The organism is Nocardia neocaledoniensis (genome assembly GCF_003182135.1).
GTDB lineage: Bacteria > Actinomycetota > Actinomycetes > Mycobacteriales > Mycobacteriaceae > Nocardia > Nocardia neocaledoniensis.
On the sequence record NZ_QGTL01000006.1, the window covers coordinates 112484 to 131599 of the forward strand.

19 protein-coding genes are annotated in these 19116 nt (G+C 70.3%); 16 read left to right on the forward strand and 3 right to left on the reverse strand.

The window, feature by feature from the left end; translation table 11 throughout:
- Nucleotides 1-10: 10 nt before the first annotated feature.
- From DFR69_RS18070 to DFR69_RS18100, 7 genes are all read left to right on the forward strand, one after another.
- Nucleotides 11-1096 carry an ABC transporter substrate-binding protein gene (locus DFR69_RS18070; RefSeq protein WP_110038763.1) on the forward strand — a complete coding sequence of 362 codons (1086 nt, stop codon included), beginning with the start codon at nt 11-13 and terminating at the stop codon, nt 1094-1096.
- Nucleotides 1093-1950: an ABC transporter ATP-binding protein gene (locus DFR69_RS18075; protein ID WP_110038764.1), complete on the forward strand. Its 858-nt coding sequence runs from the start codon at nt 1093-1095 to the stop codon at nt 1948-1950. The genes DFR69_RS18070 and DFR69_RS18075 overlap by 4 nt, the downstream gene beginning before the upstream one ends.
- Entirely contained in the window at nt 1943-2836 is an 894-nt protein-coding gene (locus DFR69_RS18080; RefSeq protein ID WP_110038765.1) for an ABC transporter permease, read from the forward strand. The genes DFR69_RS18075 and DFR69_RS18080 overlap by 8 nt, the downstream gene beginning before the upstream one ends.
- Nucleotides 2837-2850: 14 nt before the next feature.
- The gene (locus tag DFR69_RS18085) at nt 2851-4191 is read left to right on the forward strand and encodes an LLM class flavin-dependent oxidoreductase (RefSeq protein WP_110038766.1); all 1341 of its coding nucleotides are present in this window, start codon (nt 2851-2853) and stop codon (nt 4189-4191) included.
- Between the two features lie 106 nt (nt 4192-4297).
- A complete protein-coding gene (locus tag DFR69_RS18090) occupies nt 4298-5233 on the forward strand; it encodes a TauD/TfdA dioxygenase family protein (protein WP_110038767.1) in 936 nt (311 codons plus the stop codon).
- 62 nt (nt 5234-5295) lie between these two features.
- Complete coding sequence (locus DFR69_RS18095; RefSeq protein ID WP_110038768.1) at nt 5296-6882, forward strand: FAD-dependent oxidoreductase; 1587 nt, start codon at nt 5296-5298, stop codon at nt 6880-6882.
- Nucleotides 6879-7217: a 4Fe-4S dicluster domain-containing protein gene (locus DFR69_RS18100; RefSeq protein WP_110038769.1), complete on the forward strand. Its 339-nt coding sequence runs from the start codon at nt 6879-6881 to the stop codon at nt 7215-7217. Before DFR69_RS18095 ends, DFR69_RS18100 begins: the two co-directional genes overlap by 4 nt.
- Here the strand turns inward: DFR69_RS18100 and DFR69_RS18105 are convergent.
- A complete protein-coding gene (locus DFR69_RS18105; protein WP_146229308.1) occupies nt 7207-7932 on the reverse strand; it encodes a 2'-5' RNA ligase family protein in 726 nt (241 codons plus the stop codon). The genes DFR69_RS18100 and DFR69_RS18105 overlap by 11 nt on opposite strands.
- 219 nt (nt 7933-8151) lie before the next feature.
- On the opposite strand from DFR69_RS18105, the gene DFR69_RS18110 reads away from it, so the two are divergent.
- On the forward strand, nt 8152-8493 hold the full coding sequence (locus tag DFR69_RS18110; RefSeq protein ID WP_110038771.1) for an LSm family protein: 342 nt from the start codon (nt 8152-8154) through the stop codon (nt 8491-8493).
- A 53-nt stretch (nt 8494-8546) separates the two neighbouring features.
- On the opposite strand, the gene DFR69_RS18115 is transcribed toward DFR69_RS18110, so the two are convergent.
- Nucleotides 8547-8918, reverse strand: coding sequence for a YybH family protein (locus DFR69_RS18115; protein ID WP_110038772.1), 372 nt, complete (start codon nt 8916-8918; stop codon nt 8547-8549).
- A 68-nt stretch (nt 8919-8986) separates the two neighbouring features.
- Nucleotides 8987-9553: a hypothetical protein gene (locus DFR69_RS18120; protein ID WP_110038773.1), complete on the reverse strand. Its 567-nt coding sequence runs from the start codon at nt 9551-9553 to the stop codon at nt 8987-8989.
- A 623-nt stretch (nt 9554-10176) separates the two neighbouring features.
- Between DFR69_RS18120 and DFR69_RS18125 the strand changes: the two genes are divergently transcribed.
- From DFR69_RS18125 to DFR69_RS18160, 8 genes are all read left to right on the forward strand, one after another.
- On the forward strand, nt 10177-10710 hold the full coding sequence (locus tag DFR69_RS18125; RefSeq protein WP_110038774.1) for a hypothetical protein: 534 nt from the start codon (nt 10177-10179) through the stop codon (nt 10708-10710).
- A 16-nt stretch (nt 10711-10726) separates the two neighbouring features.
- On the forward strand, nt 10727-12328 hold the full coding sequence (locus tag DFR69_RS18130) for an MFS transporter (RefSeq protein ID WP_110038775.1): 1602 nt from the start codon (nt 10727-10729) through the stop codon (nt 12326-12328).
- A gap of 168 nt (nt 12329-12496) precedes the next feature.
- Nucleotides 12497-12928, forward strand: coding sequence for a DUF7144 family membrane protein (locus DFR69_RS18135; protein ID WP_110038776.1), 432 nt, complete (start codon nt 12497-12499; stop codon nt 12926-12928).
- A gap of 31 nt (nt 12929-12959) precedes the next feature.
- On the forward strand, nt 12960-14315 hold the full coding sequence (locus DFR69_RS18140) for a diacylglycerol/lipid kinase family protein (protein WP_110038777.1): 1356 nt from the start codon (nt 12960-12962) through the stop codon (nt 14313-14315).
- Nucleotides 14316-14652: 337 nt separating this feature from the next.
- Nucleotides 14653-16074, forward strand: a complete 1422-nt coding sequence (locus DFR69_RS18145) for a condensation domain-containing protein (RefSeq protein ID WP_110038975.1) — start codon at nt 14653-14655, stop codon at nt 16072-16074.
- 4 nt (nt 16075-16078) lie between these two features.
- On the forward strand, nt 16079-17329 hold the full coding sequence (locus DFR69_RS18150; protein ID WP_110038778.1) for a glycosyltransferase: 1251 nt from the start codon (nt 16079-16081) through the stop codon (nt 17327-17329).
- Nucleotides 17326-18273, forward strand: a complete 948-nt coding sequence (locus DFR69_RS18155) for an ATP-binding cassette domain-containing protein (RefSeq protein ID WP_110038779.1) — start codon at nt 17326-17328, stop codon at nt 18271-18273. The genes DFR69_RS18150 and DFR69_RS18155 overlap by 4 nt, the downstream gene beginning before the upstream one ends.
- A gap of 20 nt (nt 18274-18293) precedes the next feature.
- Nucleotides 18294-19115: an ABC transporter permease gene (locus tag DFR69_RS18160; RefSeq protein ID WP_110038780.1), complete on the forward strand. Its 822-nt coding sequence runs from the start codon at nt 18294-18296 to the stop codon at nt 19113-19115.
- The last annotated feature ends 1 nt before the right edge of the window (nt 19116 follow it).

A 19116-nucleotide genomic window follows, 5' to 3' on the forward strand; every position in this document is an offset into this window, starting at 1 on the left:
ACCCCGAATCATGTTGTCCACCTTCTTCCGACGACGTCCGCTGCGCGCGCTCGCCGCCGCGCTCGTCGCCCCCGCCGCCCTCGCGGTGGTCACCACCGCGTGCGGCGCCGCCGAGGCGCCCACCACCGCCGACGGCAAGACCGTGCTGCGCTACCAGGGCCAGACCGGCCTGGTCACCCCCTACGAACTCGCCGACCATCTCGGCTACTTCAGCGAGATCAGCCTGCAATGGGAAGGCGACACCACCAGCGGACCCGCCAACATCCAGGCCGCCGCCACCAAGCAGATCGAATTCGGCAGCGCGTTCAACGGCGCGGTGGTCAAGCTCGCCGCCGGTGGCGCCCCGGTACAGGCGGTGCTGAGTTCTTACGGCTCCGACGCCAAATCGTTCACGGGCTACTTCGTGCGCGACGACGCGGGCATCACCGGCGCGCGTGATCTGATCGGCAAGAAGGTCGGGGTCAACACCCTGGGCGCGCACCACGAATTCGTCACCAGGGAATGGCTGCACCAGCAGGGCCTGACCGAGGCCGAGATCAAGCAGGTCCAGCTCGTGGTGGTCCCACCGGTCAACACCGAGGAGGCGTTGCGCAGCGGCCAGATCGATGTCGGCGCGCTCGGCGGGGTGTACCGGGAGACCGCGGTGCCACGCGGTGGCCTGCACCCGCTGTTCACCGACAAGGACATCTTCGGCGAATTCGATTACGGCACCTACGTGTTCCGCAAGGACTTCATCGCGCAGAATCCCGACGCGGTCAAGGATTTCGTGCAGGGCACGGCCAGAGCCACCCGCTGGCTGCAGATCACCCCGCGCGAGGAGGTGATCGCGAAGTTCACCGAGATCATCAACCAGCGCGGCCGCAACGAGAACCTCAAACTGCTCGACTATTGGCGCAGCTCCGGCATTCCGGTCCCCGGCGCGGTGATCGCGGACAAGGAGATCCAGATCTGGATCGACTGGCTCGAGCGCAACGGCGAACTGCCCAAGGGCAAGATCGCCGCCACCGACCTGTTCACCAACAAGGACAACCCCTACGCCAACGGCACCTACCAGCCGGCCAGCGGCCCGACCGGAGAGGTGGTGGCCGCGAAATGAGCAGCACCGCGACCAAACTCGCTCTGCACGGGGTCGGCAAGCAGTTCGTCGTGCGCGGCGCGGCCGAGAAGTTCACCGCCATCGCGGACGTCAGCATCGAAGTGGGGGCCGGCGAGTTCCTGGTACTCGTCGGGCCCAGCGGTTCGGGCAAGTCCACGCTGCTGGACCTGCTGGGTGGCCTGAGCACGCCGAGTTCGGGACAGATCCTGCTCGACGGCGCGCCGGTCACCGGCCCCGGTCTCGACCGCGGCGTGGTGTTCCAGCAGTACGCGCTGCTGCCGTGGCGCACCGCCCGCGCCAACATCCAGTTCGGGCTCGAGGCCAAGGGCGTCGCGCGCAGGGAACGCCGCGCGATCGCCGACCACTACCTGGAACTGGTCGGGCTCGCCGGGTTCGGCGACCGCTACCCGCACGAGCTGTCCGGCGGCATGAAGCAGCGTGTCGCGATCGCCCGGAGCCTGGCCTTCGACCCCGAGGTGTTGCTGATGGACGAGCCGTTCGCCGCGCTCGACGCCCAGACCAGGGAGTCGTTGCAGGACGAACTGCTGCGCATCTGGCGGGCGACGGGCAAGACGATCCTGTTCATCACCCACGGCATCGACGAGGCGGTCTACCTGGGCCAGCGCGTGGCGGTACTCACCTCGCGACCGGGCCGGGTCAAGGCCGTGATCGACATCGACATCGACCGCACCGGCGAGATCGACGTCCGCTCCAGCGAGCAGTTCCGCGACTACCGCCACCGCATCTGGACCGAACTGCGCGGCGAGGTCAGCCGGGCCCAGCGGCTCGAACTCGCCACCGAAGACAGTGCCGCCGCGGCGGCCTCGATCGACAGGAGCCCCGCCCATGTCTAGCGCCGTCCCCCTGCTCGTCCGCCCGCGCGACGTCGCCGCCGCGCCGGCCGCGCCGCCGACTCCCGTGACGGCCGCGCCCGCCCTCCCGACCGGTCCGACCCGCGCGGCCCGCACGACGGTCGCCACCCTGGCGTGCCTCACCAAGCCCCTGCTCGCCTTCGCGCTGCTGCTCGGTGCCTGGGAACTCGCGCCCCGCTTCGGCCTGGTCGACGAGGTGTTCCTGCCGCCGTTCTCGGTGGTGGTCCAGGCGTTCGCCGAACTCACCGCCAACGGGCAACTGGGCGAACACGTCTCGGCCAGCCTCACCCGCTCCATCACCGGGTTCTCGATCGCGCTGGTGATCGCGGTGCCGGTGGGGATCGCCATCGCCTGGTACAAGCCGGTCTCGGATTTCCTCAATCCGGTGCTCGAGCTGTTCCGCAACACCGCCGCCCTGGCGCTGCTGCCCGTCTTCGTGCTGATCCTCGGCATCGGTGAGACGTCGAAGATCGCGCTGATCGGCTACGCGACGTTCTTCCCGATCCTGCTCAACACCATCACCGGTGTGCGCACCGTCGATCCGCTGCTGGTCAAATCCGCGGTGTCGCTGGGCTTCTCACCGGTCCGGTTGTTCCAGAAGGTGATCCTGCCCGCGGCCGTCCCCTCGATCTTCACCGGGATCAGGATGGCCGCGGCGGGCTCGATCCTGGTGCTCATCGCCGCCGAGATGGTCGGCGCCCGAGCCGGACTCGGCTATCTCATCACCGCCGCCCAGCAGAACTTCCAGATCCCGCAGATGTATGCAGGCATCGTCGCGATCTCGCTGATCGGTCTCGGTTTCAATTTCGCCCTCGTCGCGCTGGAACGCCGCCTCTCGCGCTGGCGTACCTCGCCCGCCGACGCCTGATCAGGAGAATCACCATGTCCCGCAGGACCTTCCACCTCAACGCCTTCCTGATGGGCGTCGGCCACCACGAAGCGGCCTGGCGCCATCCGCGGACCGACGCGCACCGCGTGCTCGACGTGCGCCATTTCCAGGAGCTGGCGCGCATCGCCGAACGCGGCACGCTCGATTCGGTGTTCTTCGCCGACACCCTCGCCGTCGGCCCGCGGATCGAACGCAACACCCTCGCGGTGTTCGAGCCGGTGACGCAGCTGTCGGCCATCGCCGCGGTCACCGAGCGGATCGGTCTCATCGCCACCGCGTCGACCAGCTACAACGAGCCGTTCAACCTCGCCCGCAAGTTCGCCTCGCTCGACCACATCAGCGGGGGCAGGGCCGGCTGGAACATCGTCACCTCCGGCAACGCCGACGAGGCCTACAACTTCGGCCTCGACGCGATCCCCGAGCACGCCCGCCGCTACGAACGTGCCGAGGAGTTCGTCGACGTGGCCCTCGCCCTGTGGGACAGCTGGGAGGCCGAGGCGATCGTGCTCGACGCCGAGGCCGGTGTCTTCGCCGATCCCACCCGGGTGCACACCCTCGACTACGCCGGGGAGCGCTTCCGGGTACGCGGCCCGCTGAATTCGCCGCGCGGTCCGCAGGGCAGGCCGCTGCTGGTACAGGCGGGCTCCTCCGAGTCCGGCAAGGAATTCGCCGCGCACCGCGCCGAAGCCGTGTTCACGGCGCAGCGCACCCTCGACGAAGGCGTGCGGTTCTACCGTGACCTCAAGGCGCGACTGGCGAAATACGGTCGTGCCGAGCACGAGCTGAAGGTGCTGCCCGGCCTGGTGCCGTTCATCGCCGACACCACCGAGCAGGCCAGGGCGCTCGAGCAGGAGTTCACCGATCTCATCTCGCCCGACTACGCGTTGCGTCAGCTCTCGTCCATGCTCGGGGTCGACCTCACCGCGCACGCGCTGGACGCGCCGCTGCCCCCGCTGCCCGCCGAGAGCGAGATCGAGGGCGGCAAGAGCCGGTTCACGCTCGTCAAGGAGCTGGCCGAGTCCGAGGACCTCACGGTGCGCCAGCTCATCGGCAAGCTCGGCGGTGGCCGCGGGCACCGCACCTTCGCCGGCACCCCCGAGCAGGTCGCCGACGAGTTGCAGACCTGGTTCGAGGCGGGCGCCGCCGACGGCTTCAACATCATGCCGCCGTATCTGCCGGGCGGGCTCGAGGACTTCGTCGACCGGGTCGTCCCGATCCTGCGCGAGCGCGGGCTGTTCCGCACCGCGTACGACGCCACCACGCTGCGCGGTCACTACGGCCTCGATCCGGTGGAAAGCCGCTTCGCCCAGCGGGATTCACGGGTCAGCGCCTGATGCCGCCGCGACGGCTCGACATCGAGTTCATGCGGGTGGTGAGCAGCTCCTGTCCGGACCACCGAGCATCCGCCACCCGCCCGGTTTTCCCCGAAGGACCACACGCATGACCACCATCGAAACCCCACGCGCCGCGACCGCACTCGAGATCACGCCCGTCGCCGGGCACATCGGCGCCGAGGTCACCGGCGTCGACCTGCGCGCCGACCTCACCGACACCCAGGTCGAAGACCTCACCGCGGCACTGCACCGGCACAAGGTGCTGTTCTTCCGTGATCAGCACATCGGTCACGCCGAGCAGATCGCGTTCTCCCGCCGCTTCGGCGCCGTCACCCCGTCGCACCCGTACGACGACGACGCGCCCACCGAGTACCCGGAGATCCTGGCCGTCGACAGCCGACTCTACGAGAAGCGGTTCGGGCGCAAGAAGTTCAGCTACACCAACCAGTGGCACACCGATGTCTCCCCGCTGATCAATCCGCCCGCGGCGTCGATCCTGCGCGCCGAGCTCGCCCCGGAGCAGGGCGGCGACACGCAGTGGACCAATCTGGCCGCCGCCTACGCCGGTCTGCCGGAATCGCTGCGCACCTTCCTCGACGGACTGCGCGCCGAGCACCGCTTCGGCGGCCGCATCCCGCCGTGGGACGCCGACAGCGACTACGCCCGCAAAATCGCGGCGTCACCGCTGGTGACCGAGCACCCGGTGGTGCGGGTGCATCCGGTGACCGGGGAGCGGGTGCTGTTCGTCAACCCCGGCTTCACCACCCGGATCATCGGGCTCACCCCGCCCCAGAGCGACGCCCTGCTGCAGCTGCTCTTCGACGAGATCTCGCATCCGGCCTACACCGTCCGGTTCCGGTGGGCCAAGGGCAGCATCGCGTTCTGGGACAACCGCGCCACCGCGCATCTGGCCCCGAGCGATCTCGACCATCTCGATGTCACCCGGGTGCTGTACCGCACCACGCTCGAGGGCGACATCCCGGTCGGCGTGGACGGCGCGGCCTCCAGCCCGATCGCCGGCGCGAAGTTCACCGGCGCCTGACATCCCCCGCGGTGCCCGGTCCGCCCGGCCGGGCACCGCCACCAGAGGAAGAGAACGATGCGATGAGCGAAACCTGGCATGCGAGCGCCGACGTCTTGGTGATCGGCGGCGGTCCGGCCGCCTGCTGGGCGGCGATCCACGCCGTCGAGGCAGGCGCCGAGGTGACCCTGGTCGACAAGGGCTACTGCGGAACCAGTGGCGCCACCGCGCCTTCGGGCACCGGCGTCTGGTACGTCGCGCCCGAGACCGAGGCCCGCGCCTCGGCCAAGGCGGCCAGGGAAGCGCTGGGCGGTCACCTGGCCGACCACTACTGGATGGACCGGGTCCTCGACCAGACCTACACCAACATGAATCGGCTCGCCGTCGAGGGCCGCTACCCGTTCCCCGTCGACCCCGCGTCGGGCGAGCCACTACGCACCGGCGTGCAGGGACCGGAGTACATGCGCCGCATGCGCGCGTGGCTGCAGCGGATCGGGGTGCGGATTCTCGACCACTCCCCCGCGCTGGAACTGCTCGTCGACGAGACCGGCGCCGTGCGCGGCGCCGCGGGACACCAGCGTCAGCTCGACCGCGACTACCGGATCACCGCGGGTGCCGTGGTACTCGCCTCGGGTGGATGCGCGTTCCTGTCCGGAGCGCTGGGCACCAACGTCGACACCGGCGACGGCGCGCTGCTGGCCGCCGAGGTGGGCGCACGCTTCTCCGGCATGGAGTTCTCCAACGCCTACGCGATCGTGCCCAAGGGCTCGACCATCACCAAGACCGCCTACTACGGCTACGCCACCTTCTTCGGCGAGGACGGCCGGGTGCTCGAGGACGCGGGCTCCACCAGGGGCAGGTCGGTGATCGCGCGGACCCTGCTGCGGGAGAAGGTGTTCGCCCAGCTCGACCGCGCCGATGCCACCGTGCAGGCGCAGATGCGGGTGGGGCAGCCGAACTTCTTCCTCCAGTTCGACCGGCGCGGCATCGACCCGTTCACCCAGCGTTTCGAGATCGATCTGCTCGCCGAGGGGACCGTGCGCGGTACCGGCGGGGTCGACATCGTCGACGACGACTGCGCCACCACGGTGCCCGGCCTGTACGCCGCGGGTGACGCGGCCACCAGGGAGCGCATCTGCGGTGGGTTCACCGGCGGCGGCAGCCACAACGCGGCGTGGGCGATGTCGTCGGGCAGCTGGGCCGGCGCCGGGGCGGCCCGGTACGCCCGGGCCGCGGCGGGCGGCGGACAGCTCACCGGGGCGGGTCGAGTCGGGTTGCGGCCCAGCGGTTCCGGATCGCTCACCGCGGCCGAGGTCGTCGCGGCCGCCAAGGCCGAACTGATCCCGTTCGAGAAGAACTATCTGCGCCACGGCGACCGGCTGCGTCCCGCGCTCGCCCGTCTCGACGAGCTGTGGGCGGCGGCAGCCGGGTTGGGCGGTGCCACCGGCGACGAACGGATACGCGCCAGGCAGGCCGCCGCGATCACCGCGGTCGGCCGGCTCATGTACCGGTCGACGTTGTCGCGCACCGAGTCCCGCGGAATGAGCAAGCGCGGCGACCATCCCGAACTCGATCCGGCACAACACCATCACGTGCTCGCCGGCGGGTTGGACGCGCCGTGGACGGGCACCGCCGAGACCCGCAACTCCGGACTGGCGGTGGCGTCGTGATCGAACTGCTCCGCGCGCAGGACTGCATCGGCTGCGACAAGTGCGTGCTGGCCTGCCCCACCAACGTCTTCGACCGCACCGACGACGGCATACCGGTCATCGCCCGGCAGTCCGACTGCCAGACCTGCTTCCTGTGCGAGGCCTACTGCCCCACGGACGCGCTCTATGTGGCGCCCGACGCCACGCCGCTCGCGTCCACCGCAGAGCTGCCGACCGAGCAGATCGGCCGCTACCGCGAACAGCTCGGCTGGGGGCAAGGACGGACCGCGGGCGCCCGTCTCGCGGTGGGACCCCGTCTGCCGCACGGGAATCCACCGCCCCGGCTCACCCCCTGAGGCTCTCCGCGGGCCACCGCAGCTCACCGAAGAGCGGATCGTCGTACACGGTGCGCTCCACGACCGGCTCCGGAACCCGGAGCAGGTCGGCGCGGCTCACCTCGGCGAAGTCGTATCGTCCGTTCTCGCAATGCAATTCGGCCAGGGTGAACGCCGCGACGGTGTCGTCGAGGGCGAAGTCGTCGAAGCCGTCCGCGGCGAACGCGGCCCGCAACTGCGCGACCGGCGCCGGCTCCCGCACGTGCGCCAGCGCCAGATAGGGCTCGAGCGGCTCACCGAATTCGGGGACGCGTTCGCGGATCCACACATCGGTGAGCGCTTCGGTCAGCTCCTCCCGGACGGCGAGCAACGGCGCCGGCGCGGTGATGGGTAATCGGATCGAATCGGGGGCGATCACCGGCGGACCGAAGGTCACCTGGAACGGCGCGTGCGCGGCGAGACGGGTCCGCGACCCCTCGACCAGCGCCGCCAGGTGCACGCCCTTGACGCCGTCGACGAAGCCGACCCCTTGCACGCCGACACGCAAGCGGGCCGCGTCGACCGGTTCGAGACCGGGCAGCCGGGACAGGGTGGGCGCGAAGATCTCCACCAGCTTGTCGGCGACCGGCTGGGTCGGGGCGACCTGCCAGTCGTAGAAGGATCGTCCCGCCGTCCACCCCGGCCGCCACCACCAGCGGCTGGCAACAGTCATCTCGCCCGCGATCATCGTGCCCACCTCCCGATCCACGCCCAACGCCCCCAGCGAACATCCGGTTGACCGGCAAGGCTGTCCACCATCGACAGCTTCGACCAGTTCACCCCGACGCGACCGGACACGATCGGCACCCATGCTGCGATGTCAGTTACCTGTCAGCGACGGTATTACCCGCTGGGGCCGCCCGCAACACGACGAGACCGATCCGTTGCAGCTTCGATCCCCACTACACTGGCCGTCATGCCTGTTCGTCGGCTGATCACGCTCTCCGCGTTCGCCCTCCTGCTGCCCTTCGCCGCCTCCGCCTGTTCCATGTCGGGTGACGGCTACTCCTCCGAGTGCACGGTCAGCGGGTGCACCGTGACCTTCGACCGCGGCGTGAACGCGAAGGCCTCGGTGCTCGGGATCGACGCCGAACTCGTCGCCGTCGACGGTGACATGGTGACGCTGAAGATCGGCGGGCAGAACGTGACGGTGCCGGTGGGCCAGTCGCAGGAGTCCAACGGCACCGATGTGCGGGTCACCGAGGTGACCGACCAGAAGGTGGTCGTCGTGCTGAACTCCGGACTGACCCCGAACTGATCCACGAAACCCCTTGGGCGGCGGCGGTTCCCGATCGGGACCGGCCGCGCGGCTCAGCCCAGCACGTTCGGCTGGTCCAGGATCCAGCGCCAGCTCCCGTCGGGTTGCCTGCGCGCCACTTCGACGGTGGCGCCGGTCCCGCCCGGCAGCCGGGTCGAGGTCATCGCGAGGTCGCCCGCGCGCAGCGCCGGGGCTTGCGCGCCCGGCTGGAACACCGGACGATCGGCGACGAGCCGGGTGTAGGCCGCCCGGATCTCCTCGATCCCGGTCGCCACGACGCCGTCGGGCAACGCCAGGACCGCCTCGGACTCGTAGAGCTCCACCAGCCCCTCCACATCACCGGCGTTGAGCCGCTCGACCACCAGGCGGCTCAGATCCTCCGGCCGCCGCGCTCGTTCACGGACACCGTCGACACTGTCGGTCATCGTCACCCTCCTCGATATGGGCTGTGCGCCAACGGTAGCGCCGGGGTACGACACAACCCCGACCCCGCTCAGTGCCCACCGTGCAGATCGACGGTGAAGGCGTACCAGTCACCGTCGTACGGCGTGTAGACCGGCTCGTACGCGCCCCTATCTCCGAGCGGCGGGCCGCCGCCGGGCGGGAAGTAGGCCAGACCACCGATCCCGTCGCCGATGCGGAACAGACAGCCACCGTCGTCGCGCAGCACCGAGCGCACCCGGACGACGCCGTACCACCCGCCGTCGCCCGCGCAGTTCCCGTGCGCCGCGTCGGTCAACGAGCTCTTCGAGAGCCACCACGCGACACGGTCCGGCGCATCGACCGAGTACGCGCCGAGCCCGGCGACGACGGCGAGGGGCGCGATCAGCACGGTGCCGTAGCGGCGGTATCGCGCGCAGCCGATCGGCGCGAACACCATCCAGACCACCCCGGCCGCGAACAGCGCAGCGACCGCCGCCAGGCCGGCGAGCAGATCGAACTCCGTCGCGTCGTTCAGCAGGATCGCGACGACCGCGGCGACGGCGACCACGGTCGCCGCGCGCATCGCCCACACCCAACGGCGCGGCGGCGCCTGCGCTTCGGCCTCCCTGGTCACCATCGCTCCACCCTACGGAGCGGCGGCCGCGATTCGCCGTCGGGACAGCGAAAACCCCCGGCGCCGAGGGCATCCGGAGGCTTCGCAGGCTGACTCAGGCGGTCACAGCGGCGGGAATCCCGACGAGCCGGTCGCCATCCAGTTCCAGAACTCGGCGGCGCGGTTGAGAACCAGGGCCATGATGTCGAGGACAGTGCTTCCCATCAAGCTTCCTTACATTCGGATGTACGATTCGCTTGCCCACCATAGCAACTCGTCACGACCGATCACGAGGCGATCTCGACGCACTGGAGCATTTCCAGACAGACCCAGCCGGCATTCGTTTCACAGCCCATCCGATCATCATTTCAGCAGGTGAGAGCTCTGTCGAAGCGGATCGCCGCGATGCGGGCAGTGCTGCGCGGGACCGGTGATTCGCCTGATCAATTTCCGGCGGCCCGCATTCTCGAGAGTGTCTTCGGATCCGCGATATTCGCCCGCGACATATTCGTCGCGAGGTCGAGACGGCGCTGTCGCCACCGCCCAGGCCGAACATCCTCGCGGCCGTGGCCAACGGAATACAGTACACAGGGAGCGAACCTTTCCGACGTGCGACCGGTAGTGCCCGACGAACACGGTGAGGACAGATGGACGGCACCCCCCACGAGCTCCTGCACAGGCCCCTGTTCTCCCGGGTCCCCCTCGACCAGCGGAACGCGGCCAGCCGCATCAGCGCCTACATCTACGGGAACGTGCTGATCCTGGCCGCGCTGATCCCGGTCGCGCCCGCGGAGGATCACGTCGGCATCCTGGTCGTTCTCGGGACCGCCGTGTCCACGTTCGTCGCGCACGCCTTCGCCGAGAGTGTCGGGCAATCGGTGCGACAGGGCGGGGCGGTGCCGGCCGCGCCGCGCTGGGCGAATCTGCGCGATTCGCTGCCCATTCTCACCTCGGCGGTGCTGCCCTGCGCGATTCTCGCGGCCGCGGCCTTCGGGTGGCTGCAACCACGTACGGCGCAGATCCTGGCCGAGGTCGTGATGCTGGTCCGGATCGCGGGCATCGTGTTCGTCATCCGGCGGCTGCAGGGCCGTCGCCCCGATCGCTCGACTCTGCTCGGCGCTGTCCTGCTCGGCTGCGCGGCCACCACCGTCGTCGCGGTGAAGATCGCCCTGACCCACTGAGCACGAGGAGGAGCGGATGTCTGCGCCCGCGGTGAAATCCAGCTCGTTCGTTCTGCTGGTGCTGGCGTCAGGCCAGTTCCTGATGACCCTGGACAGTTCGGTGATGAATGTGTCGATGGCCACCGTCGCCGCCGACCTCGACACCACGATCACCGGCATCCAGACCGCCATCACCCTCTACACGCTGGTCATGGCCTCGCTGATGATCACCGGCGGCAAGGTGGGCGCCATCGTCGGCAGGCGCCGGGTGTTCGGCATCGGCCTCGTGATCTACGGCCTCGGCTCGTTCGTCACCGGCCTGGCGCCGAATCTCGCGATCCTGCTGGTGGGCTGGTCGCTGCTGGAGGGTGTCGGCGCGGCACTGATCATGCCCGCGATCGTTTCCCTGGTCGCGGGCAACTTTCCCCAGGAGCGCCGGGCGGCGGCCTACGGGATGGTGGCGGCGGCCGGCGCGATCGCGGTCGCGGTCGGCCCGTTGCTCGGCGGCGCGGTGACGACCTTCGCGTCGTGGCGCTATGTGTTCGTCGGCGAAGTGGTCATCGTGGTGGCGATCCTGCTCGTCCTGCGCCGCGTCGAGGACGCGCCCGCCGAGCGGGTCCGGCTCGACCTGGCCGGCGCGGTCCTGTCGGCCGCCGGGCTCGGCGCGATCGTGTTCGGCGTGCTGCGGTCCAGCGAATGGGGATGGGTACGCCCGGAATCCGGCGCGCCGGCGCTGTTCGGGTTGTCGGCGGTCATCTGGTTGTTGCTGGGCGGTCTGTTCACGCTGTACCTGTTCCTGCGCAGACAGGCGTACCTGGTGGACCGGGGCCGGGATCCGCTCGTCGATCCGGCGCTGTTGCGGAACCGGCAGCTCGTGGGCGGGTCGACCATGTTCTTCGCGCAGTTCGCCGTCCAGGCCGGCGTGTTCTTCACCGTGCCACTGTTCCTGTCGGTGGTGCTCGACCTCAGCGCGGTCGAGACCGGGGTCCGCATCCTGCCGCTGTCGGTCGCGCTCGTGCTGGCCGCCGCGGGCATTCCCAAGTTCCGTCCGCAGGCCGACCCGCGCCGGGTCGTCCGGCTCGGCTTGGGCGTGATCATCGTCGGGGTACTGATGCTCGCGGCGGGAATGGATCCCGGCGCCGACGCGGCGGTGGTGTCGGTCCCGATGCTGTTGATGGGCCTGGGATTGGGTGCGCTGGCCTCCCAGCTCGGCGCGGTCACCGTGTCGGCCGTGCCCGATTCGCGCAGCTCCGAGGTCGGCGGGATCCAGAACACCGCAACCCAGCTCGGCGCCTCGCTGGGGACCGCGCTGATCGGCTCGGTCCTGATCGCCACGCTGACCACCTCGGTCGTCACCGGAATCGAGCAGAACCCCGCGGTGCCGGTCGCCGTGCGGCACCAGGCCACCACGGAGCTGGCCTCGGGCGTGCCGTTCCTCTCGGACCGGCAGCTCTCGGACGCCCTCGACAACGCCGGAGTCGACGACACCACGGCCGACACCGTGCAGTCGGTGAATGCCGACGCCCGCCTCGAAGCGCTCCAGGTGGCGTTCGCGGTGACCGCGCTGATCGCGATCATGGCACTGTTCGGCACCGGCCTGCTGCCCCGCCGGCCCGCGGCCGCGCCCCCGCCGACCTGAACGCGCGCCGGTCCCATTCCTTGTTCAGAGGACGCTGTTTCGGTAAAATCGACACGTTCTTCATCAATGACATCCAGCTCGCCGACTTCGTCCCCACGGTGCGTCGGCAGAATTTCGCGGCGCCATTTCGCGACGGGCCGGTGGCCTCAGTTTCGCGAGGAGTCGAACATGACCAGCAATACTTCGTCGGCGCATCGCGCGCCACCGGAAGCAGAGCCCTTCCAACGACAAGCGGTGGCGGAGGGAATTTCCGTCACCGCCGCGTGCATGCTTCTCATTTTGGCGGCGGTCTCGATCCTGCAGGGCATTTCCGCATTGCTGGAGGACGAAATCTATGTCGCCGGAATCGATTATGTGTACGAGTTCGACACGACCACCTGGGGCTGGATCCATGTCGTCCTCGGCGCGCTGGCGCTGATCGTCGGTGTCGGGCTGGTCCTCGGCGCCACCTGGGGCCGATACAGCGCGCTCGGCGTCGCCGGGCTGGTGATCGTCGCGAACTTCCTGTCCTTGCCCTACTACCCGGCCTGGTCGTTCATCGTCATCGCGCTCAGCCTGGTGATCATCTGGGCGATCGCCACCTGGAGACCGGTGCGCTGAATCCGACCGTGCCACTGACGACGGCCGGGCGATGACCACCGTCTCCGGGACGCCGGTCCGGATCTGGTCGGCCCGGGCCGCCTTCGTGTTCGCGGCCCTGACCGCGGGGATCCCGATTCTGTTCGCGGGGGTGGCGGGGACCCTCGGTGTGCTGATCGTCGGCACCGGTGGCGTGGTCGTCACGACAGCCGCGGTGTATTGGTTCGTCACCAGGTACGGAGTGCTGCGCTGGGTGACGCTGGCGATCGCGGTGCTCACGCCGGTCTTCGTCGTCGTCGCGTTCGTCCGGGCCCGGCTGCTGTGGGTGGTGTTGCTCGCCCTCGCGGCGGCCCTGCTCGCGGTAGCTTGCGCGCGCGTCGCGCTGCGCGCCGGACCGGCGCCCGCCGCCGCGCCCGAGGTCTCGGCGCCGCGGGCCCGACACCCCTTCCTGATCATGAATCCGCGGTCCGGCGGCGGCAAGGTCGAGAAGTTCGACCTGCGCCGCCGGGCCGAGGAACTGGGTGCGGAGGTGGCGCTCCTCGAGGGCGACGACGATATCGAGGCGCTGGCCCGACAGGCCGTCGCGCGGGGCGCCGACCTGCTCGGCGTCGCGGGCGGTGACGGGACCCAGGCGCTGGTGGCGGGCGTCGCGGCCGCGCACGATCTGCCGTTCCTGGTGATCAGCGCCGGGACACGGAACCACTTCGCGATGGACCTGCGCCTGGATCGCGATGATCCGGCCGCAGGGCTCGACGCGCTGCGCGACGGCGTGGAACTGCGCGTGGACCTGGGCCGGATCAACGGCCTGCCGTTCGTCAACAACGCGTCCTTCGGCGTCTACGCCGAGATCGTGCGCAGTCCCGCCTACCGCGACGACAAGACCGCGACGGTCCTGCGCCTGCTGCCGGACCTGCTCGCCGGACACACCGGGCACCGGCTCGTCGCCCGGATCAACGGCACGACGGTCGCGGGGCCGCAGGCGATCCTGGTGAGCAACAATCCGTACCGCACCAGCGATCTCGCCGGGCTGAGCCGCCGCGATCGGCTCGACCTCGGCACGCTGGGCACGGTCACCGTCTCCGTCGCGGGCGCCCGCGACGCGGTCGGTCTTCTCCGCCGCACCCACAGCCGCGGCCTCACCCAGCACACTGCGACTCGGGTCGACGTCGACAGCGACGCGCCGCGGATCCCGGTGGGCGTCGACGGTGAATCCCGGCGGTTCGACACGCCCGTGCACTGCGTCATCGAACGGGGTGCGCTGCGCGTGCGGGTGCCGCGGAACCGGCCGAGCACCCCACCCGCACCACCGGTACTCGATTGGCTCCGACTACGCGACTTGGCCATTCGCGGCGATTCCGGGATGAACGGCCGGGAAACAGCGCCGGACAACGGATCACCCGAGCTGTGATGACGCCGACACCGCGCGCCGGCTACAGGTGAACAAAAATATCGGCGGACAATACTGTGCGCAGCTGATTCCATTCGAAACATTCTGTGCGACAGCCGCAATCCACCGGATCCTCGTCGAGAACCGCGGACAGCGTAGTTTTGTTCAGCACAATCCGTGACCGCCGTCACAGGCATGAATTCCGGCGCTGCGGCTATAGCATCGAATCCGCCGAGGCTTCCCGGAACATCTGCCGCCGAAGTCCCCGCGCATCACTGGTGACACATCGACGTGCCCCCTTTTTTTCGAATCCACCTTCCGCCGTTCCGGCATGTATTCGTCACGAGGTGAACCGGTCATGGAATACACCCATTTGTCCGAATTCGAGATCCGTTCCGGCACCTTGTCGCTCTGGACGCCGGAATTGCCCGCGGACTCCTGGCAGCCCGACGACCGTCCACTGACCAGCGTGCACGCCGGCTATTGCGCGAGCATCGACCCCGCCGATCCGCGACCGGGCCGTGGCCGCTGGATCGGCACCGTCTTCGAGATGGACGCCCCGCTCGATCGCGCCGCGTGGCGCGAGACCCTGCGCCGCTGGCATGCCAGGCACGAAGGGCTGCGCACCACGGTGCGTGCCGAACCCGAGGGCGAACCCCGCAGACTTCTCGCGCCCGCCACCGCGGTCGGCATCGTCGAGCAGGTGATCGACGCGCACACCGACGGGGCAGACATCAACGAATTCCTCTGCGACGCACTGGAACTGCGCCTGTCCCCACTGGTCTGGCCGCATCTGCTCGCCGCGACCGTCGAGCATGCCGCGACCGCGGACTTCACCGTGCTGGTGGCCGCGGATCACTCGGTGATGGACGCCTACTCCCAGGCCATCCTCATTCTGGAGCTGCGCACCCTGTACAGCGAGGTATTGGCGGGCGAGCGCCCCCGGGAATCGGCCACGTTCGGGAGCCCTGCGGACTTCGCGGTCGCCGAACGGGCCGCGGCCGCCCAGCTCGACGCCGACTCGCCCGCGGTGGCGATCTGGCGGGAGTTCCTCGCAGGCGGCGACGGCACCATGCCGCGGTTCGCCCCGCACACGCATCGTCCCGTCGCCGCCGACCTCGCGCAGCCGAGCGTGTCGCGGCGGGTGCTCGCGCTCGACCGGCTCGAACAGATCGAGGCGGTCCTCGACCAGATGCGGCATCGGATGTCGGTGGCGGTGTTCGCCGCGCTGGCCGTGGCCCATCAGCGCCGGTTCGGCACCGAGCGGATGCGCACGGTGATGCCGATCGCCACCCGGCCCGACCTGCGCTGGCTGGAGGCGATGGGCTGGTTCGTCAATGTCGTCCCGGTCGACATCCGGGTCGAGGCCGGTGCGGGGACGGCCGCGGCGCTGGAGAGCACGCGCACCGCGCTGCGCCGGTCGCGGGGCGCCGACGACGCGTCGTGGTGCCGCGTGCTGGACGTCCTCGGCGTGCGGGACATGCCCCGGTTCGGCATCTCGTTCCTCGACATCCGGGTGCTGCCCGGCTACGAACTGGTCGCGGACCTGCGCGGACGAACCCTGCGGGCCGAATCGTATTCCAGCGACGAAGTATTCCTGTGGGTCGTGCGCGCCGCCGACGGCCTCTACGTCTCCACCCGCTACCCCGCCGGACTGCCCGCCGAGGTGATGGACGAGTTCCTCACCGCTTTCGGCGAGGCGCTCTCGGAGATCACCGCGGCGGTCCACCTCGACGTGCCCGCGCCCGTGGCGGCGCCGGTCGTCGCCCAGGCGGTGTGAGCCGATGCGAGCACTGCTGGCTTTCACCGGCAGCCGGGGCGACGCCCAGCCCGGCATCCTGCTGGCGCGGACTCTCCTCGCCCGCGGGCATGCGGTGACCCTCGCGCTCGCGCCGAACCTGGTCGACTTCGCGACCGCGCACGGCATGCCCGCCGTTCCGTTCGGCCGCGACAGTGCCGAGCTGCTGCGCGCCCAGCGCGACGACCCCCGGTCCGGTTCGCGCAATCCGTACGCGCGGGTGCGGGCCGTGCTCGACCTGCAGCGGCGCGGTGTGCCGGAAATGGTCGCCGACCTGCGTGCGCTCGTGCCCGGTCACGACGTGGTGGTGGCGGGCATGGCGGGCGAGGAGGCCGCCGCGTCGGTGGCATGCGAGGCGGGGCTGGCGTTCGCGGCGATGCATTTCTTCCCGATTCAGCCCAACTCGGTCGTCCCGGTCGTTCCGGCGCGGTGGGCGGAGCGGGTCCCCGGCGTCGTGCACCGCTGGGGGTGGTCGGTGCTCGCCCGCGCGCGGGCCGGCGCGCTGGCTCCGGTGCTGACGCCGGGTGAACCACCCGTCCGCGTGCGCATCCAGGCGTACGACCCCGCGCTGTTCCCCGGCCTGCGCGAGGAACTGCCCGGACCGTTCACCGGATTCCCGGTCGACGCCGACGGTGTCCTCACCGGGGCTGCGACCGCTCTCCCCTCCTGCGGCGATGCCACGACGGCGATCCGCCGGTGGCTGGCCGCCGGTTCCGCGCCCGTCTACGTGGGCTTCGGCTCGATGGACGTCGGCGATCCCGTCGAGTTCGTCGCCATGCTGCGCGAGGTCTGCCGCCGTCGCGGCAGCAGGCTCCTGCTGGCCTCGGGGTGGGCCGCGATCGCGCCCCACCTCGATGCCGAGGTGGCCGTGGTAGACCAGGTCGATCACGCCGAGGTGTTACCCCGGTGCCTCGCGGCGGTGCATCACGGCGGCGCGGGCACCACCGCCGCCGCGCTGAGAGCCGGTGTCCCGCAGGTGATCTGCTCGGTCCAGGCCGACCAGCCCTACTGGGGTCAAGCGCTGCGGCGACGCGGACTGGCGGAGACCACCCCGGCCCGCACCCTCACCGCCGAGCGACTCGACGCGCTGCTCGACCGGATCACGACCCCCGAGGTCCGCCGCCGGACCACCGACTGTGCCGCCACCTTCACCACCGACGGTGTCGAGCGCGCCGCCGACGCCGTCGCGGCGCTGGCACTGCCCGAACTCCTCGACGCCGCAGGGAGAATGCCATGAACACCGACATCGCCATCCGGATCACCGGACTCGGCAAGTCCTACGGTGACTTCACCGCCGTGGGCTCGGTCGACCTCACCGTCGCGGCCGGCACCGTCTACGCCTTGCTCGGCCCCAACGGCGCGGGCAAGACCACCACGGTGCGCATGCTGGCCACGCAGCTGCGGCCCGATCGCGGCAGCGCCGAGATCTTCGGCTACGACATCGTGCGCGAGGCCACCGCGGTGCGCTCGATGATCGGGCTCACCGGCCAGTACGCCTCCGTCGACGAAACCCTCACCGCCGGTGAGAATCTGCGCCTGTTCGGCCGCCTGCTCGGACTCTCCCGTCGCGCGGCCGCCGCGCGCAGCGCCGAGCTGCTCGCCGAGTTCGAGCTCAGCGCGGTCACCGATCGCCCGGTCGGCCGGTTCTCCGGTGGCATGCGGCGGCGCCTCGATCTGGCCGCGACGCTGATCACCGATCCCCCGCTGATCTTCCTCGACGAACCGACCACCGGCCTGGACCCGCACACCCGCGACCGCATGTGGGGCATCATCCGCAGGCTCGTAGAACGCGGCGCGACAGTCCTGCTCACCACTCAGTACCTCGAGGAAGCCGACGCGCTGGCCGACCGGATCGCGGTGATCGACCGGGGCGCCGTCGTCGCCGAGGGCACCGTCGCCGAGCTCAAGTCCGCGATCGGTGAGCAGGTGCTGCGGCTGGAACTCGCCGAGGTGGCCCAGTCCGCGCACGCGGAGGCCATCGTCGCCGATCTCACCGGCGAGGTGCCCGAGGGCTCGTCCGCCGGGGTGCTGACCGTCGCGCTCGCCGACGCGGGCACCGCCGCCGACATCGTCGCGGCCTGCCGCGGCGCGGGCATCGCCCTGCGCGGCTTCGCCGTCGACCGACCCGACCTGAACGAGGTGTTCCTCGCCCTCACCGGCACGGCGCGCGCCGCCGCCTGATCACGGAAGCCGAGACCACCATGACCGTCACCACCGCCGGACGCACCGCGCCCACGATCGAGCGCCGTCCCCGCGTCACCCACGTCAGCCTGCGCGCCTCGCTGACCCAGTCGCTGCTCATGGCCTGGCGCGGACTGCTCACCTTCCGGCACAGCCCGCAGCTGCTCTACGACGCCCTGCTGCTGCCCATCGTCGGGCCGTTGCTGTTCGGCAGCATCTTCGGCACGGCCATCGCGGGCAGCACCGAGGCGTATCTGCCGATCCTCGTCCCGGGTGTGCTGGTGCAGATCGTGCTCACCTCCTCCGTCGCGACGGGGGTCCAGCTGTCCGAGGACATCCGGTCCGGCGTGTTCGACCGGTTCGTCGCCATGCCCATCGCCCGTTCCGCGCCGGTCGCCGGGGCGCTGCTGGCCGGCGCGACGCGGTATGTCCTCGCCGCGACCACGGTCGTGATCGTCGGCTTCGGCATGGGTTACCGGCCCGCGCACCCGGTGGGTTTTCTGGCCGGTGCGGTGCTGGTCGTGGTGGCGACCACCGCGATCAGCTGGTTGTTCGCGTTCATCGGGGTCACCGTGTCGCGGCCGGCCGCGGTGCAGGGGATGTCGATGCTCGTGTTGACCTTCCTCAGCTTCGCCTCCAACGCCCTGGTGCCCGAGGAATCGATGCCCACCTGGCTCGGCTACGTCTCGGACCACAACCCCGTGTCGTACCTGGTGTCGGCGGTACGCCTGCTCGCCGAGCAGGGGACCGTCGGGGCCGATGCCTGCTGGTCGATCGTGGCGTCGCTCGTCGTCGTCGCCGTCTTCGCTCCCCTGACCGTCCGTACCCTGCGCGCCCGCTGAG